The 16,356-nt window shown below is 63.3% G+C and carries 16 protein-coding genes and 1 pseudogene; 10 read left to right on the forward strand and 7 right to left on the reverse strand.

What is annotated here, in order from left to right:
- From LB525_RS18440 to LB525_RS18465, 6 genes and pseudogenes are all read left to right on the forward strand, one after another.
- Positions 1-483, forward strand: a pseudogene (locus LB525_RS18440) (penicillin-binding protein); the annotation flags it as partial.
- Positions 484-563: 80 nt separating this feature from the next.
- The gene (locus LB525_RS18445; RefSeq protein WP_224545666.1) at positions 564-1,148 is read left to right on the forward strand and encodes a DUF1214 domain-containing protein; all 585 of its coding nucleotides are present in this window, start codon (positions 564-566) and stop codon (positions 1,146-1,148) included.
- The gene (locus tag LB525_RS18450; protein ID WP_140845761.1) at positions 1,141-1,689 is read left to right on the forward strand and encodes a DUF1254 domain-containing protein; all 549 of its coding nucleotides are present in this window, start codon (positions 1,141-1,143) and stop codon (positions 1,687-1,689) included. The genes LB525_RS18445 and LB525_RS18450 overlap by 8 nt, the downstream gene beginning before the upstream one ends.
- Positions 1,690-2,085: 396 nt before the next feature.
- The gene (locus tag LB525_RS18455; RefSeq protein ID WP_224545667.1) at positions 2,086-3,093 is read left to right on the forward strand and encodes a DUF2336 domain-containing protein; all 1,008 of its coding nucleotides are present in this window, start codon (positions 2,086-2,088) and stop codon (positions 3,091-3,093) included.
- 144 nt (positions 3,094-3,237) lie between these two features.
- The gene (locus LB525_RS18460) at positions 3,238-3,666 is read left to right on the forward strand and encodes a MerR family transcriptional regulator (RefSeq protein WP_224545906.1); all 429 of its coding nucleotides are present in this window, start codon (positions 3,238-3,240) and stop codon (positions 3,664-3,666) included.
- Positions 3,602-4,021, forward strand: coding sequence for a carboxymuconolactone decarboxylase family protein (locus tag LB525_RS18465; RefSeq protein ID WP_224545668.1), 420 nt, complete (start codon positions 3,602-3,604; stop codon positions 4,019-4,021). Before LB525_RS18460 ends, LB525_RS18465 begins: the two co-directional genes overlap by 65 nt.
- A 77-nt stretch (positions 4,022-4,098) precedes the next feature.
- On the opposite strand, the gene LB525_RS18470 is transcribed toward LB525_RS18465, so the two are convergent.
- The 3 genes from LB525_RS18470 to LB525_RS18480 form a co-directional block, all read right to left on the reverse strand.
- The gene (locus tag LB525_RS18470; protein ID WP_224545669.1) at positions 4,099-4,446 is read right to left on the reverse strand and encodes a DUF1491 family protein; all 348 of its coding nucleotides are present in this window, start codon (positions 4,444-4,446) and stop codon (positions 4,099-4,101) included.
- Positions 4,447-4,515: 69 nt separating this feature from the next.
- Positions 4,516-5,304 carry a peptidoglycan-binding protein gene (locus LB525_RS18475; RefSeq protein WP_224545670.1) on the reverse strand — a complete coding sequence of 263 codons (789 nt, stop codon included), beginning with the start codon at positions 5,302-5,304 and terminating at the stop codon, positions 4,516-4,518.
- Complete coding sequence (locus LB525_RS18480) at positions 5,279-7,015, reverse strand: PAS domain-containing sensor histidine kinase (protein ID WP_224545671.1); 1,737 nt, start codon at positions 7,013-7,015, stop codon at positions 5,279-5,281. Before LB525_RS18480 ends, LB525_RS18475 begins: the two co-directional genes overlap by 26 nt.
- 555 nt (positions 7,016-7,570) lie before the next feature.
- Between LB525_RS18480 and LB525_RS18485 the strand changes: the two genes are divergently transcribed.
- Together LB525_RS18485 and LB525_RS18490 are read left to right on the forward strand one after the other, a co-directional pair.
- Positions 7,571-7,981 carry a DUF5330 domain-containing protein gene (locus LB525_RS18485; protein WP_224545672.1) on the forward strand — a complete coding sequence of 137 codons (411 nt, stop codon included), beginning with the start codon at positions 7,571-7,573 and terminating at the stop codon, positions 7,979-7,981.
- A 175-nt stretch (positions 7,982-8,156) separates the two neighbouring features.
- On the forward strand, positions 8,157-8,585 hold the full coding sequence (locus LB525_RS18490; RefSeq protein WP_224545673.1) for a SufE family protein: 429 nt from the start codon (positions 8,157-8,159) through the stop codon (positions 8,583-8,585).
- Between the two features lie 80 nt (positions 8,586-8,665).
- Here the strand turns inward: LB525_RS18490 and LB525_RS18495 are convergent, their stop codons facing one another.
- Both LB525_RS18495 and LB525_RS18500 read right to left on the reverse strand, forming a co-directional pair.
- Positions 8,666-9,091: a MucR family transcriptional regulator gene (locus LB525_RS18495; protein ID WP_040991330.1), complete on the reverse strand. Its 426-nt coding sequence runs from the start codon at positions 9,089-9,091 to the stop codon at positions 8,666-8,668.
- 417 nt (positions 9,092-9,508) lie between these two features.
- Complete coding sequence (locus LB525_RS18500) at positions 9,509-9,877, reverse strand: SH3 domain-containing protein (RefSeq protein ID WP_224545674.1); 369 nt, start codon at positions 9,875-9,877, stop codon at positions 9,509-9,511.
- 107 nt (positions 9,878-9,984) lie between these two features.
- Here LB525_RS18500 and LB525_RS18505 point away from each other — a divergent pair, with 107 nt between their 5' ends.
- Both LB525_RS18505 and LB525_RS18510 read left to right on the forward strand, forming a co-directional pair.
- Positions 9,985-12,096, forward strand: coding sequence for a S9 family peptidase (locus tag LB525_RS18505; protein ID WP_224545675.1), 2,112 nt, complete (start codon positions 9,985-9,987; stop codon positions 12,094-12,096).
- Positions 12,097-12,198: 102 nt separating this feature from the next.
- Positions 12,199-12,588 carry an SET domain-containing protein gene (locus LB525_RS18510; protein WP_095766869.1) on the forward strand — a complete coding sequence of 130 codons (390 nt, stop codon included), beginning with the start codon at positions 12,199-12,201 and terminating at the stop codon, positions 12,586-12,588.
- An 81-nt stretch (positions 12,589-12,669) separates the two neighbouring features.
- Here LB525_RS18510 and LB525_RS18515 read toward each other — a convergent pair whose 3' ends face one another.
- Positions 12,670-15,273, reverse strand: coding sequence for an AMP-binding protein (locus LB525_RS18515; RefSeq protein ID WP_224545676.1), 2,604 nt, complete (start codon positions 15,271-15,273; stop codon positions 12,670-12,672).
- Between the two features lie 136 nt (positions 15,274-15,409).
- Positions 15,410-16,354, reverse strand: coding sequence for a cytochrome c (locus tag LB525_RS18520; protein WP_224545908.1), 945 nt, complete (start codon positions 16,352-16,354; stop codon positions 15,410-15,412).
- Between the last annotated feature and the right edge of the window lie 2 nt (positions 16,355-16,356).

Consider the following 16,356-nt stretch of genomic DNA (forward strand, 5'->3'; position numbering starts at 1 on the left):
AACACCTGGCTGGGGGGGGTGCGGGTTATCGGCACCGCGAGACGCGCCCAGCTTCCGAACATCGTCGTTGCCGGCAAAACCGGGACGACGCAATCCTACCGCGACGCCTGGTTCGTCGGCTTCACCGGCAATTACACAGCCGCCGTCTGGCTCGGCAATGACGACTTCACGGCGACCAACAAGATGACAGGCGGCTCGCTGCCGGCGATGGTCTGGCAGCGGCTGATGGTCTACGCGCATCAGAACATCGATCTGAAGCCGATCCCCGGTCTCGATCATCCTTGGGTCGATCCGGAGGTCGCGGCCAAAGCAGAGGAAGCGGCCAAGAAGGAAGCCGATGCGGCGGCGGCGCAAGCCGAGGCCGAACGCCCGCCGGTGCTTTCCAGCCGCACCAGCCAGACGCTGCGGGACCTGACCAAGGCGTTCCAGGCCGCGCCGGCGCTCGTTGCGCCCACCATGCCGGAGACGCTTTCGGCGCTTTAGGACGGCCTTGGCGTGAAGCCGGCTTGCCACGGCACCCCGCGCCGCGATATCCCGGGCAACCTCCTCTGTTTGCGGCTCTCATGCTCAAGAACGCCATCCTGACGCTGCTTTCGCTTGCCATAGCCATCGGGCTTGGCGGCTACAGCGTCTGGTATGCGCTCAACGCGCAGGACGGCGTGGGCGCGATCCGCATCGGCCAATGGACCGCTTTCCCGGAAGTCGGGACACTGGCCGCCGACCCTTATTCCAAGGCGCGCGTTGCACGCGAGGGCGTGCTGGCGCTCGGCCAGGCCGAGGGACTTGCCTTCGTTGCCGAGCGCGACGATGCCGGCGAGCCGCTGAAACGCGAATGCACCTATACGATCGAAGGCGGTTATCCGACCGCCCGCTTCTGGACGCTCTATGCCGCCGACCAGTCGCTTGGCGTGATCGACACAGGCAAGCCGAGGCAGTCGGCGCTGCAATCCTACGAAGTGCTGCGCCAGCCCGACAATTCCGTTGTCATCTCCGTCGGCAGCCGCCCGGCGCCCGGAAACTGGCTGCTGACCGGCGGCTCCGGCAAGATGTATTTCGTGCTGACCTTCTACGACACGCCGATCGCCTCGAGCACCGGCCTCTCGGACGTGACACTGCCGCGCATCCTGAAGGCGGGCTGCAATGCGTAGACTGCTGCATGCCCTGATCCTCGGCCTGCTCGGCGCCGGCATCGTGCACATCGTCGTGCTGTTCCTGGTGCCGGAATTTTCCGAACGCGATGCCTGGTCGCGCCTGGCGATGGCATCCGATTTCTACAAGATGACGCGGCTAGACGCTGAGGCCGGCGGCGCGCCGGTGGTGAAATCGGTGGATCCATTGTTTTATGCGGCCGCCTGCCGCTTCAACCTTGCCGACGGGCTGGTCAGGATCAGGGCGCCGGGCGACGTGCCGTTCTGGTCGGCCTCGGTCTACGACCGCAACGGCCACAACATCTATTCCTTCAACGACCACAACGCCAATGGCGAGAAGCTCGACGCGGTGGTGTTGACGCCGGCGCAGATGATCGACGTGCGGCGCGACCTTCCGGAGGATCTGCAGGGCGCGATCTTCGTCGAGGCGCCGATCGAGGAAGGCATTTTCGTCGTCCGCGCCTTTGTGCCGGACGGGAGCTGGAAGCCGATCGTGTCACGCTTCCTCGATCAGGGCGCCTGCGAATTGCAGGACTACTGAGAAAGGCGCCCGATCAGTGATGCGGCTTGGCAGGAGGCGGAGAGCCCGGCCTGTCGGAGCTGCTGTCGCCGGGTCGTGCCTCACCGGCCTGCGGATGCAACTCGTAACGGACGCCGGGGAAAATGATGACCGCCGCCGCCGTCGTGGTGTCGTGACTTGCTCGATTTACTGGTGCCGCTCGCGGCACAAAAGACAGGACCATGCCCATGGTTCGCGCATTCCTCTCGGTTTGACCGGAGCACAACGCAACGCCTCCAAAGTTGATTAAGGGGCGTAGAGGGTTAACGGAGCGCTAACGGATCGCGGCTAATTTGACGTTTGTTTTCCTGAAGGTGCGAAACCGGCCCGGCCGGATTGCGCGGTTCGGGATTGTGTCGAGTATCGGGCGTATCCTCCGTGTCATCTTCCGATTTCAGGCAAATCGCTATCCGGACCGAAGCGGGAAAGGCCGAAAGGCTGTTCCGCGCCGCCGTGTCGGCCTTCTGCTCGCTGACGCGTCCCTCGCGCCGAGAGATCGCCCAGCTCGAAGACCTGACGCTGCCGCTGTTCGACGAAGTTTCGGTCGAGTCGCGCCGCTACGTCGCTGCCGCCCTTTCCGAATGCGACTACGCACCGACGGCATTGGTGCGGCGGCTGGCTGAAGAGCCGGTCGAGATCGCAGCCCCCTTGCTCACCCGCTCCAACGCGCTGAGCGACATCGACCTCATCGCGCTGATCGGCCGGCACGGCCTGCCGCATGCGCGCGCCATTGCGCGCCGCAAGGAGCTCAACCCGACGATCGCCGACCTGATCCGCGTGCTGGAAAGGCCGACGCTGGTCAAGGCACGGCCGCCCGAGACGGTCACCAGGCTTGCGCCGAAACCCGAGCCCGTGGCCAAGGCGGATACCGACCGTCCCGCGCCAGGCGAAGCCGCGGAGCACGCGCGGCGCCGCCTGCGGGCGATGATGCGCCCGACCGGCGACGCTGCCGACGTCAACACCTTCCTTGGCCAGCCGACCTATGTGAAGTTGCGCGAGACGGCGCTGACGGGGAACCTGGCATTCTTCCAGACCGCGCTGGCCGATGCGCTGGAGATCGACTTCGCGACGGCCCGCTCGGTGACCGGGCAATCGGGCTATGTCGCGCTGCTTGCGGCGCTGCGTGCCCTCGACCTCAGCGAAGACAGGGCCTTCCTGATCGCAGTCGCGGTCTATCCCGGCGAGTTCCCGCATCCGCAGGCGATCCGCCTGTTCCTCGACAGCTATCGGCTGCTGCACCGCGAGACGGCGCTGGACAAGGTACGTGCCTGGAAGGCCGAGACGCTTTCGCGGGCGATCCGCGGCAGTGCTTCCGATACGGTTGATATCGAGAGCCGCGCAGCCTCGAACAGCGACGCGGCGAGTGCCAGCGTCAAGGCATCCTGATCGGTTTTTTATTTTAAAATCAACGAGCCGATGTTCGTCGCGAGACCGGGCATTTCCGCGACACGACAAAGTGACAACGCCTCTTGACTTAGAGTGCGCTCTAACTCGTAGCTTTCTGGGCGTCGTGACGAAAGAATGGCATTGATGAAGATTGGCGAGCTGGCGAAGCGTTCGGGACTGTCTGCCTACACAATCCGTTACTATGAGCGGATCGGGCTGCTTCCCCATGCCGACAGGGACCAATCGGGCCAACGTGACTACGACGCATCAATCCTGACCTGGATAGAATTTCTCGACCGGCTCAAAATGACCGGGATGCCTATTCGGGAAATGCTGCGTTACGCGGCCTTGCGGGAGCGCGGCGCCGACACCGAAGCGGAGCGCGGCGCGCTGCTCAAGCAGCACCGTGAGCGTGTCCGTGCGCATGTGGCCAAACTGCAAGCCTGCCTTCTCGTCCTCGACACCAAGATCGCCGGATATGCCGGCGTGAAACAGAGGATGAAGGACTATGACGCATCAATCCCCGAACATCGGCGAAAGCCGGCTGGAACGCGGCAAGCGGGCGCTCGCTGAAATCGACGGCGAAGCCGGCCACAAAGTCATTGCCGCTCTTGCTGACATTGCCCGCGACTTCGCGAACTACGTGTTCGAGTTCTCGTTTGGCGACATCTACAGCCGCCCCGGTCTCGATCTGCGCGCCCGTGAGATCGCGACCATCGCGGCGCTGACAGCGATGGGAACCGCTACCCCGCAACTGAAAGTCCATGTCGAGGAGGGGCTCAATGTCGGGCTGACCAAGGACGAAATCGTCGAAACCATCATCCAGATGACGGTCTATGCCGGCTTTCCCGCGGCGCTCAACGGGCTGTTTGCGGCCAAAGAAGTTTTCGCCGCCCGGTTTCCCGCCCAGAACGGGGAAGCGGCGTGAACTTTCTGCGCTTCCTCGGCTGCGGTCGGCGCTCTTGCTGTCATGGCGATTCCCGACTCATGAAACGGTAAAACGCCCTAGTCGGCCTTCACCGAAAGAAGCTCTTCGACGGGAACGGTCCCGCCCTCGATCTCGACCACCCAGATGTCGGGATCGAATTTTTTCTCCCGCTCCAGCCGCGCATCGAAGGCCGAGCTGTCGTCGCTCGTGCCGAGCACGGCGAAAAAGCGCTCATCGGGCTTGGCCGAATCGTAGCTGGTCTGCGGCGCCGGCCCGTAGAAGGTCACCTCCCCCAGACGCCCGCGCGACAACACGAAGACGGCGCCAGCCTCGGTCGCGCCGCGCTTGACAACAGCGGCGAAGCCGCCGGCGCCGAACACGCGGCGCATAAGGGCCGAGACCCAGAGATCGGTGGTCACGCGCATGGGAAGGTCCTGGATGTCATGCGCGGTTTCTTACAGCAAGGATGAAAGAACCGAAACGATCGCTGCCGCTCAGTTCGTCAGGCCGATCTCGCGCATTTTGACATAGACGGCCTCGTCCGGCTCGCCGGTCTCGGGCAGTCCGAACAAGGCCTGGAATTCCTTGATCGCGGCCTTGGTGCGGGCGCCGACCTTGCCGTCGAGCTGCATGTCGCCATTGCCGAACGCCTTGAGGCCGGCCTGGATCTTGACGATGCGGGCGTCGGGCGGCTGCGTGGCGCCATCGGCCGGAGCGGAGACCTGGATCACCTGCGGTTTGGCAGACGCGGCGACTGCACCATCGGCCGGCCGCGGCGCCGGATGGGGAATGGCCGCCGTCGTCTGGCGGGCGCCAAGCTGATCGAGCAGCGCCGTGTCGATCTCGCCCGACCCCGGCAGCCCGACCTTCAGCTGGTAGGCCTGAATGGCCTTGCGCGTGGCCGGTCCGGTGAGGCCGTCGACCGTGCCGTCGTAGAAGTTGAGGTCCTTCAGGATGCCCTGCACCTGCTGGACGACCGGGTCCGGCTTGACCGTCGGCTGCGCCGGCGCCTGGCGCACGATGTTGATGGTGGTCTCCGGCTCGTCGGAGACCGTATGCGGGAAGTTCTCGATGCTTCGGGTGGCGAAGAACGCGCCCGTATGCGGAAAGGGCTGATACCACAGCGCATTGGCCGAGACGTAGAAAAGCGTCACCAGAAAAGCGGTCGAGCCGCCGACCAGAACCGGATTGCTGGCGATCAGTTGACCGACGGCAACCGCGCCCTCGGCAAGAACGCCGCGCTCGGGTTCGACCACCTTAGGCCGTTTTGCGGAGCGAGCCATTCCTCTCCCCATTTGCGTCCCCCTTCGGCTTGGCCGCCGGCATGGCCAGCACGCCGGATGGCGCACCGGATCGCCGCTTCGGCCCGTTCACCGGCAGGCCGATCGTCACCGTGGTGCCCTCACCCGGCGCGCTCTCGATCGACATCGTACCCTCGTGCAGCGCCACCAGGCCCTTGACCAGCGACAGGCCGAGTCCGGTTCCCTCGAAACGACGCGTGTAGTCGTTCTGGATCTGCATGAACGGCTTGCCGAGATTGGCCATGTCCTCCTCGGCGATGCCGATACCGGTATCGCTCACCCAGAAATGCAGGTGCGAGCCGACGCGCTTGGCCCCGATCACCACGCTGCCGCCATCGGGCGTGAACTTCACCGCGTTCGAGGCGAGATTAATCAGAATCTGCTGGACCGCCCGGCGGTCGGCATTGATCTCGCCCGCATCCGGGGCAATCTGCGTGGCAAGAACTATGCTCTTGGCGTCGGCCAGCGGTCGCATCATCGAGCGGCACATGTCGACGGCCTCGACAAAGCGGAACGGCTCCAGCTCGGTCGCATAGGCGCCCGCCTCGATGCGCGAGACGTCGAGGATCGAGGTGACGACCGATAAAAGATGCTGGCCGGACTCCCTGACAAGGCCGACATATTCCTTCTGACGCGGATCCTTGAAGGGCCCGAACATCTCATGCAGGAGCATGTCGGAAAAGCCGAGGATGGCATTGAGCGGCGTGCGCAGCTCGTGGCTGACCACGGCCAGGAAGCGGCCCTTGGCCACTTCGGCAGCCGCAGCGGCTTCCCTCGCCTGCGCAAGCTCCTCGCGAAGTGCTGCGATATCGTCATTTTCGCGCAGAACCAGGGTGAAGACGTCGCGGTCGACCGCGCCGTGCAGCAGCTCGAGGCTGAACGGGCGGAAATTGTCGACCGCGCCAGAACCCTCGCGCGGCAAGCGGATGCGCAGATCAAGCTGGCGCTTCGGCGCGCCCTCGCGCATGTCGGCCAGAGCGGTGAGATAAGCGACGCGGTCGGAAAGATGGATGCGGTCGAACAGGCCGGTGCCGAGCAGAAGCTCGGGCGCCAATTTCAGGATCGAACGCGTCTTGGCGGACGCGTCGACCACTTCGCCCTGGCGCCCGAGGCGCAGCACGACGGCGTCGATGACGTCCTCGAGACGATCGCCGGCAGGCTCCGCCGACCCTAAGCCGGCCGGGCTGGCGAAGGCGGCGGCCCGCGGCAACAGCGTCAGCGCCCAGGCGAGCGGCAGCAGCCAATGCCAGGCGGCGATCTCGCCGAACGGCAGCAACTGCCCGGCAAAGGGCTGCAGCACGATAGCGGCAAGCGCCGCCAGCGCGCCCGTCAGTGCGGCGCGCCGCGACCCTGAGACCCACCAGCTTTCGACCGGCAATGCGACAGCAAGGAGTGCCGCCGGCGAGGCCAATCCGCCCGCCGCAGCGATAGCGCCGGCTAGGGCAAGCCCACCCAACACGACCGCCATGCGGCCGGCAAGCGCCATATGGCCGGTGGCCGCCACCAGAAGCGCCGCGAACCAGCACAGGCCGAAAGCGGCAAAGATCGCGGCTATCGTGACGGCAGCGCCGACACTTGAAGTGACCAGCGTGACCGCGGCGCCCGCGGCAAGGAAGGGCGCGGCGAGCATGACACCGATGAAGCGGCGCTGGCGCAGGCGTTCCGCCTCACCCGTCACGGTCGGGTGAACCATGCGTTCGCAGCCGGCGGAAACCGCGCCAGGCAATTGAACGTATCTGGCTGAAATAGAACTCAACGCACGCGTACCCGGTCGTGAAAAACGCCTGCCTGGCAGGTGACTCATCAATTGGCTTGAAACTCGCATCCAGCGTTTAAGGAATGGATAAGGCTGGCGAAGCCGGCGACCGCGCCAAGGCAAATATTGTGATGCCAGCCCGGCAAAGCATGCCGAGTTGGCGCCATGGTAAACGGCGGGTTAGCCGCAAGGCCTGTGCCAAAACGGGCTGGAACTTGAACCGACTAAGTTCTTCCTGGAGTAAAATCGTTTAATAACAATGTGATACATGGTTATCGTAAAGTTAACGAAATCGATGAGATTCGACACAAGCCCATGTCAAAACCGATCCTTTCGAATTTGCCTAAAATTTGAGGAAAATTCGCGGCTTCGATGCAAGCCGTCCTTTGCGTGACCATGCCACTATCGTGCTCATAAAAGAGGTCATGCCGATGGATGCGTGATCCGTCACGGATGGATGCATCATTCCATCCCGGATGAGAGGCAAGTAAGATGGGCTTTCTGATCAGGATGGCTTTCTGGTTTTCGCTGGTGCTGCTGGCGCTGCCGCTCGGCGTCGGCCCGGGCGAGAACGGCCAGCAGAGCGTCGGACCGATCCAGGCGCTGTTTGCGGCGCGCGAGGCGGTCGGCGACATTGCAGGGCTCTGCGAGCGCAAGCCCGATGTCTGCGAGACCGGCAAATCGGCCATGTACACCATCACCGTTCGCGCCAAGGAAACGGCCAAGATCGCCGCGGCCATGATCGACGACCAGCAGTCCGGGCAGTCCGGGCAGTCCGGGCAGGCAGGCACGCCCGAAACGAAGGTCGCGGATGGCTCCGTCACGACCACCGGCAGCGTCGCCGAGGACATCGTGTTGCCGACCAAGGTCAACATTCCGGTGATGTTGACGGCGAAGAACTGAATTCTTTCCGGCCGTTCGCTCGGCACTTCAATTTTAGCGCAATTCCTGGCGCAAAAACCGCCTACGCACGTTTCCCAGAATTGCTCTAACGCCGCGGGCCCCGTCCGACCTCTCGACGCCCGCGGCGTCTTTCTTTTTCCGTGACGCGGCCGTGTCGGGCCACTATATGCGGGCAATGGCCACCTCGATTCAGACCATCCGCGACGACTTTTCCCTGCTCGACGAGTGGGAGGACCGTTATCGCTATGTGATCGAGCTCGGCGAGAGCCTGCCGCCTTTCCCTGAGGAGGAGCGCACGGCTGCGAACAAGGTGCCTGGCTGTGTGAGCCAGGTGTGGCTCACCACCAAGCAGGGAGCGGGCGCCGATCCGGTGATCGGCTTCCATGGCGATTCGGACGCCCATATCGTGCGTGGCCTCGTCGCCATCATGCTGGCGTTGTTTTCGGGACGGCGGGCAAGCGAAATCCAGAACACGGACGCCGAAGCGACCCTGAAGGAGCTCGGCCTTGACGAGCATCTGTCGCCGCAGCGCGCCAACGGCCTGCGTTCGATGGTCAAGCGCATCAAGCGCGATGCGGAAGCGGCGCTGAAGCAGACGGCCTGATCCGGCCGATATCGCTCCCATTAGGAAAGCAAAACGGCGCCGCAAGGGCGCCGTCGAACTGCTTGACGAGCTGAGACCTATCAACGGCCCTTGCGCTTGCGGCCCAGACCCATCTTCTTGGCGAGTTGCGAGCGGGCGGCAGCGTAATTGGGGGCGACCATCGGATAGTTGGCGTCCAGGCCCCACTTCTCACGATACTCTTCCGGCGTGAGATTGTAGTGGGTCATCAGATGCCGCTTCAGCGACTTGAACTTCTTGCCGTCCTCGAGACAGACGATGTAGTCGTCATGGACCGAGCGCTTCGGATTGACGGCCGGCTTCTGCTTCTCAGCCGACGGCTGCTCCGACGAGCCACCGACGCGGCCCAACGCGGCATGGACGTCGGCGATAAGGTTCGGCAGTTCCCCAACCGGCACCGGATTGTTGCTGACATAGGCGGCGACGACATCGGCGGTCAGCTCGATCAGCGCGTCACCGTTTTTCGAAGGTGTTTCGACGATTTCCATAGTGCTAAGGCCCCAACGAGAGTTGTTTCTAAAACTGCGCCCTTTTTTATGGATCGGGCATCGCGCGGATTTCGTTCAGGAAAGGCTCTGAGATTCGCGTCGGTTATCTTAATGACGCCGCATTGAAAGTAAGTCAATTCGCATATTGACTTATATTGGTCGATATTCATCAACTATTGCCGATTCAGCTTCAAAAATTCGTGCGCCGTGTAACTTCGCGAGATTTTTCTGGTCAGACCAGCATGGCATGACGTTGCGTCATCCTCATGTTAGACATCCGATCGCCACGCGACACCACGTTCAATGCTTGGCTAATGCTTGGGTGCCCTTTCGCCTGCACAACGAATCCTGCGGCACAGCGAAGCGCAAGGATACCGCCTTGGCGGCTGGACCGACAAGGCGACGCGACGGAATCCATCAGTAAGGCGCGATGTATTTGCCGTAGACCCAGCCGGTGACGAAATGACCATTCTGCGCCGGATCGTGCCAGATCTCGCACCAGCGATAGCGGATCGCCTGGCGCTGCTTCCATTGTGGCTGCCGGCCGATATCGAGCAGGTTTACACCGCCGGTGCAGCGGCCGGTCATCTGCAGCACGGTGCCGTTCGGATAGGCGGCCTGTTTCTGCGATGTATTGGACGGATATTTTCGAGCATTGAGCGTATCACCGAACGGCACGCCCGCCACTTGCCAGGCGGCAAAGACGGTTGCATGAGACTGGCTGGAAAAAGCCAGACCTGCCGCTACGACGGCAACTGACATTGCAGTAGAAACACAGGATTTCATCTTTCCCCCTTCGACTTAGCTTCTGTACCACCTTGAACCGCGCCCGTTGAACCGCCGCTGAGCGGCGTGTTCATTCGTCATTCAAGCAAATTCCGCAGCGAGACGTAATGACCAGAGCTTCCGCCTTGACTTCCGCCTTCCCGGCCGCCAGCCCGCCGACCCCTGAGAAACACCCGGTTTCGGACACGCATCACGGCATCACCCGCAGCGACGACTATGCCTGGATGCGGGCCGACAACTGGCAGGCCGTGTTCCGCGACCCTTCCCTGCTCGACGGCCGCATCCGCGCCCATCTCAATGCCGAGAACGCCTATCAGGCCGCGCTCATGGCCGGCACCGCGGACCTGCGCGCCAGGCTGTTTGCCGAGATGAAGGGGCGCATAAAGGAGGATGACTCGACGGTGCCCATGAAGGACGGCCGCTATGCCTACGGATCGTCGTTCCGGCAGGGCGGCGAGCAGCCGCGCTATTTCCGCACGCCGCGCGACGGCGGCACTGAGGAGATCCTGCTCGACGGCGACGCGGAAGCCGAGGGCAAGCCCTATTTCCGGCTTGGCGGCGTCGACCATTCGGCCGACCACGGGAAGCTGCTGTGGGGCTTCGACGACAAGGGTTCGGAGTTCTTCACGCTGCGCGTGCGCGATCTTGCGAGCGGCAAAGAACTTGCCGACCAGATCCCGGATACGGGCGGTGGCGGGGTCTGGGACGCCAGCGACGGCGGCTTCTTCTATACCCGTCTCGACGACAACCATCGTCCGTCGAAAGTGTTCTTCCATGCGCTGGGCGACAGGTCCGAAAACGACCGGTTGATCTATGAGGAGACCGATCCGGGCTTCTTCATGGACGTCGGCGGCACGCGCGCCAACGACTGGATCATGATCGGCATCAACGATCATGAAACGTCGGAATACCGCCTGCTGCCCGCCGATGATCCAACCGCAGAGCCGAAGCTTGTGGCGGTGCGCGAGACCGGCCTGCAATACGATCTGGAAGAAGGCGGCGACGTCTTCTTCGTCCTCACCAATGCCGACGGCGCCAAGGACTTCAAGATCATGACCGCGCCGGTCGACAATCCCGGGCGCGCCAACTGGCAGGAACTGGTGCCGCACGAGCCCGGCCGGCTGATCCTGTCGGTGCTCGGCTTCAAGCATCACATGGTCCGGCTCGAGCGCAAGGAAGGCCTGCCGCGCATCGTCGTGCGCGAGCGCGCCAGCGGCGAGGAGCATTTCATCTCTTTCGACGAGGAAGCTTTTTCGCTCGGTCTCTCCGGCTCCTACGAATACGACACCGAAGTGATGCGCTTCACCTATTCGTCGATGACGACGCCGGCGCAGCTGTTCGACTACAACATGCGCAGCCGCGAACGCGTGCTTTTGAAGACGCAGGAAGTGCCCTCCGGCCACGATCCTGCGCACTATGTCACGCGCCGGCTGATGGCGCCGGCAGACGACGGCGAGTTGGTGCCGATCTCGCTGCTATATCATCGCGACACGCCCCTCGACGGTTCGGCGCCCTGCCTGCTTTACGGCTACGGCTCCTATGGCATCACCGTTCCTTCCGCTTTCAACACCAATTGCCTGTCGCTGGTCGACCGCGGCTTTGTCTATGCCATCGCGCATGTGCGCGGCGGCAAGGACAAGGGGTACGGTTGGTACGAGGACGGCAAGCGGGCAAGGAAGATGAACACCTTCACCGATTTCATCGCCTGCGCCCGCCATCTCGTTGCCGAGCGCTACACTGAGCACGACCGCATTGTGGCGCAGGGGGGCTCCGCCGGCGGCATGCTGATGGGGGCGATCGCCAACCTGGCCCCGGAAAGCTTCGGCGGCATCGTCGCCGAGGTGCCGTTCGTCGATGTGCTGACCACCATGCTCGACGCCAGCCTGCCGCTGACGCCGCCGGAATGGCCGGAATGGGGCAATCCGATCGCGTCCGCCGCCGACTACCAGACGATCGCGGCCTATTCGCCCTATGACAATGTGGCGGCGCTCGACTACCCGCCGATCCTGGCGCTGGCGGGCCTGACCGATCCGCGCGTCACCTATTGGGAGCCGGCGAAATGGGTGGCGCGGTTGCGCGAACGCAAGGCAGGCGGCAACCCGGTCCTGTTCAAGATCAACATGGAGTCCGGCCATGCCGGCGCCTCGGGTCGCTTCTCGCGGCTGGAGGAGATCGCCTATATTTACGCCTTTGCCTTGAAAGTGACAGGCAAGGCCTGATTTTCTACTCGCAATCGCACGGCTCGCGCGCTAGGCAATGCGCCGTCGTTTTCGGTCGTGGCCATTTCGGGGCCGCGTCCAGATACATTCGCAAGGTTCGCTATGCTGCTCGTCGACGTCTATCTCGACAAATCGCCCATCCAGGGCATCGGCGTCTTCGCCAAACACCGCATTGCGCGGGGCACGTTGATCTGGAAGCTCGATCCAAGGTTCGATCGACGCATTCCCGTTGAGACCTATGAGGGCGAATCCGGTCCGGTGAAGTCCTATCTCGACCGCTATTCCTATCCGGACCGGCGCGATCCCAACTTCATCGTCTTCGAGGCGGACGATGCCCGCTATATGAACCACGCAGACGACCCGAACTGCGACATTTCCTCTCCGGAAGAGGCCTACGCGTTGCGCGACATCGCTCCCGGCGAGGAGCTGACCTGCGATTACAACCACTTTTTCGAGAACGGCTTCGACTTCCTGGGCGACCGCCACCCGTAGAGCATGATGCCGAAAAGTGTGGGGCGGTTTTCGGACGACGTCATGCTCTATCACTTTGATTTAGAGCGGCACGAGCGTGGATCAGGCGGAGAGCAATTCCGGCTGGCGTCCCAGGGCCAATCTGCCACGCAGGTTTCGGATGCCTGCCAAGGCCTTGCCGGAAACAATGCCTAAGGCAATGCCACCGGCGATCGCGAGCAGCTGGAAGATCGGAACCGGCAGCTTGCCCGCGGCGGACGCCATCAATATTTCCGGGACGAAACGGTGGAAAAGGTAGATCGGAAACGCCGCGACGGCGACCTGGGCAACCACCCGCCCTATCCCGGCCGGCAGGCGAACGCGCGGCAGGTAAAGAAGGACCAAAAGCGCCGCGAAGATCATCAGATATTTGACCGTCGTCCCGAACCAGACCGACTCCCAGAAGGCCAAATAACCCAGCATAGCGGCGGCAAGCGCAGTCAGAGCCAGCTTTCTCGCCGGAGTATCGGCAAAACCGGCACCCCAACCGAATACGGCCAAATGGAAAACCCAATAGATCGTGAATATCTGGCGGTTGCCTAGGTCGACGAGCGATGGGGACGAAAAGCGCGCGACAGCGGCAACCCCCAAAAGGCCGAGCGAGAAAACGAAGGGGTGTGCCCGGGCAAGCTTGCGGACTGCAGGAATGGCAAAGATCAGAGCGAAGAGCAGGAGCGTCTGCGAATAGGCCTCGATGAACCAGTAAAGGTACGGAATCATCTCGTGACGCTCCGGTTCGGCATAGCCGAAATTCCCAGTAAGCGTCATCGAAGCCCAGGGGATCGTCCGCCAGGCTGCAGCGTAAGCGGCGACAATGAGAAAATACGGGATCAGGACGTCGATCGCTGGTTTGAGCGCGTGCCCAATTCGACCGGCAAGGAAATGGGCCGACTGGAAACGAGCAAGGCTGTAGCCGGCCAGCAGCATCATGACGCCGGAGCCGCCGGGGATGGGCCACAGCGTTTCGTGATGCACGACCACCAGCAGGATTCCGATAACCCTCAGCACTAAATCGGCCGGCATCTCGCTTGCGTGCCGGTGTTCGGGAAGTCCCGCCGCTTGGCGGTTTGCCAGCTCGGCAATGCTCAAGCGTTCCCATCCGTCCGGCAGGTTCATGCCGAGACGCTCGAGTTCCAGAGCCAATTGCAGGAATCGAAGGGAGTCCCCGCCAAGAGAGACGAAGCTGTCATTGCGACCGACGGCCAGGGGATAGAATACGCGGGCGTAGGCACCGAGCAGACCGCCCCGCTCACAGCGGATTTCCGTTCGCCCTTCCAACATCTCCTGCTGGAGGCAGGCATAGTCGATCTTGCCAGAGGCAAGTCTGGGAAAGTCCTCGCGCGTCGCAACCCAAACCAGATTGGCTGGCAGGTGGCTGATCTCGGCAAGAATGCGCCGTGCTCTTCTCCCCGTCGGGTGGGCGCCTATCACGTAGGCCTGCAATCCCCGATCATCGCCAACCACCGCGGCGGCAACGCCGGCGCGCTCCAGCGCCTGCTCCATCGTATCGAAGCCGATCCGGAGGCCTGCGATCTTGGCGAAGCGGCTTCTGCGCCCGACGATGCGGAAGAAACCATGTTGGTCCCGTACGGCAATGTCGCCAGTGTTCAGGGTCTCGAGCTCTGCGCCGCGCGCGAGGTCGAGGCGCCGCGTGCCGTAACCCATCATTACGTTCGGACCGCGATAGACGAGCTCTCCGGGAATGCCTGGTTGGCTGATCGGCTCGCCTGCAGCGTCGACGATACCGAGGCTGCCGCCCGGAATCGCCACGCCGATCCGATCCTCCTTGTCGGAAAGGCTCTCCGGCGGCACGAAAGCCATGCGTGCCGTCGCCTCGGTCTGGCCATACATGACGAAGAAGCGGCCGCCCCTGGCGACCATGTGGTTCCGATAAAGGCGGATGAGGTCCGGGCCAAGCGCTCCGCCCGCCACCGTCATCATGCGCAACGCCTTGAGCTCAGCGTCGCGGAAACGCACCCGTTCCAGAAGCTCGTAAGAATACGGGACACCAGACAGATTCGTGCAGCCGCCGTGGTCTATCGTGCTGACGAAGTCGCTGTCCATGACCGACATGCCGGTGAAGAGGACGCTAGCGCCCGCAATCAGATGCGAATTGAGGACCGACAGCCCATAGGAATAGTGGAGAGGCAGCACGAGAGCGGCCCGGTCGAAGGAAGAGAGCTCGAGATAGGCCGCGATCGAGCGTGCATTGGATTCGAGATTGCCGTAGGAAAGCCTGACCGCCTTGGCGGCGCCCGAGCTGCCGGATGTCATCAGCAGCAGCGCGAGATCGGGATGCAGCGGCTCCGCATCTCCAGCGGATCGAGCTTCCTCAACGAGACGCCAGCGGCCGTCAATTGGCCTGTAGGTGAAATCCGGCTGGAAGGCTGCCTGGAAATCGTCCCAAAGCCTATTGTCGCACGGCGGCAGCATGGCCGCTGCGTGCCCAGCCTGCAGGGCTCCGATATAGGCGGCGACTGCGTGCTCCGAAGCTTCCGCCGCAATCGCCACGAGCCGCTTTTGTCTTCGTCCCAACTGTGACGCGAAGTCTAGCGCAAGACCGCCGAGTTCCCTGTAGGACAGCATGCGTCCGCCGGCGAGGACAAGCGCCACGCGCTGCTCGTCATGGGTGAATTCGGACACAAGGTCGATGGAGGGCGTGGGCAAGCTTCGGTCCTCGGGAATTGGCCCGAAGCGCCTATAATACATGAGTATTCAAGTCAACTAATTCGCCACCGATTGGGCATGCCTAACCGCTTTACGCCATCATGTATGGTCGCGGGTTTGACGCCGCGTGCGCAGGTTAACTCGCCGGCTTGCGCGCCGGATAGCCGTTGGGGTGCGGCGGGACGGCCTTGAGGTAGGCGGCAATCGCCGCGCGGTCGTCGGCGGTCAGTTGCGCGATGTTGCGCTGCACGTCGACCATAGAGCCGCCGACCGAATCGAAATCGGGTGTGAAGCCGGTTTCGAGGTAATTGGCGATGTCGGCCTCGGACCAGTCCTTGGTGCCGCCCTGCGGGGTGATATTGGGCACAACGCCCGAGCCTTCGGCGGCCACGGCGCCCGCCAGCCACTCGGCCTTCTTGACGCCGCCGGCGAAATCGCGCGGCGTGTGGCATTCGCCGCAATGGCCCGGACCCTCGACCAGGTAGCGGCCGGCGAGAACCTTGTCCGGCGCGCCCTCTGGCAGCGCGATCACCGGTTCGGGGCTGAGATAGACAAGCTTCCAGAGGCCAATGCCGCGACGGATGGTGAAGGGGAAGGGAAGCCTGTGATCCGGCGCCTTGCCGGCAATCGCCGGCAGCGTCTTCATGAAGGCGTAGAGATCGGCGATGTCGGCCGGCTTCATGCGCGCATAGGAGGCATAGGGAAAGGCCGGATAGAAATGCTCGCCGGAAGGAGAGACGCCTTTCAGCATGGCATTGGCGAAGTCCGCCTCGCTCCAGGCGCCGATGCCGTCCTTCCGGTCCTGCGAGATGTTGGGTGGGACGAAGGTGCCGAACGGCGTCTTGAGTTCCAGACCGCCGACGAGCTCGAGGCGGGCGTCGCCCTGGGCGCCAGGTCTGGCGTGGCAGGAGGTGCAGCCCCCGGCGTAGAAGATCCGCTTTCCCCTGGCGGCGTCGCCAGGGCCAAGATCAGCGACGGTGCCGGCGTCCAGCCTGACCGGTGCCGACAGAACCCAGCTGGCGCCAGCCGCGGCGGCGCCAAGCACGATGACGGCGCCGACAAGCTTCTTCAGCCAGGCCATCG

Origin of the sequence: Mesorhizobium sp. CA16 (assembly GCF_020165175.1) — a bacterium.
Classification (GTDB): domain Bacteria; phylum Pseudomonadota; class Alphaproteobacteria; order Rhizobiales; family Rhizobiaceae; genus Mesorhizobium.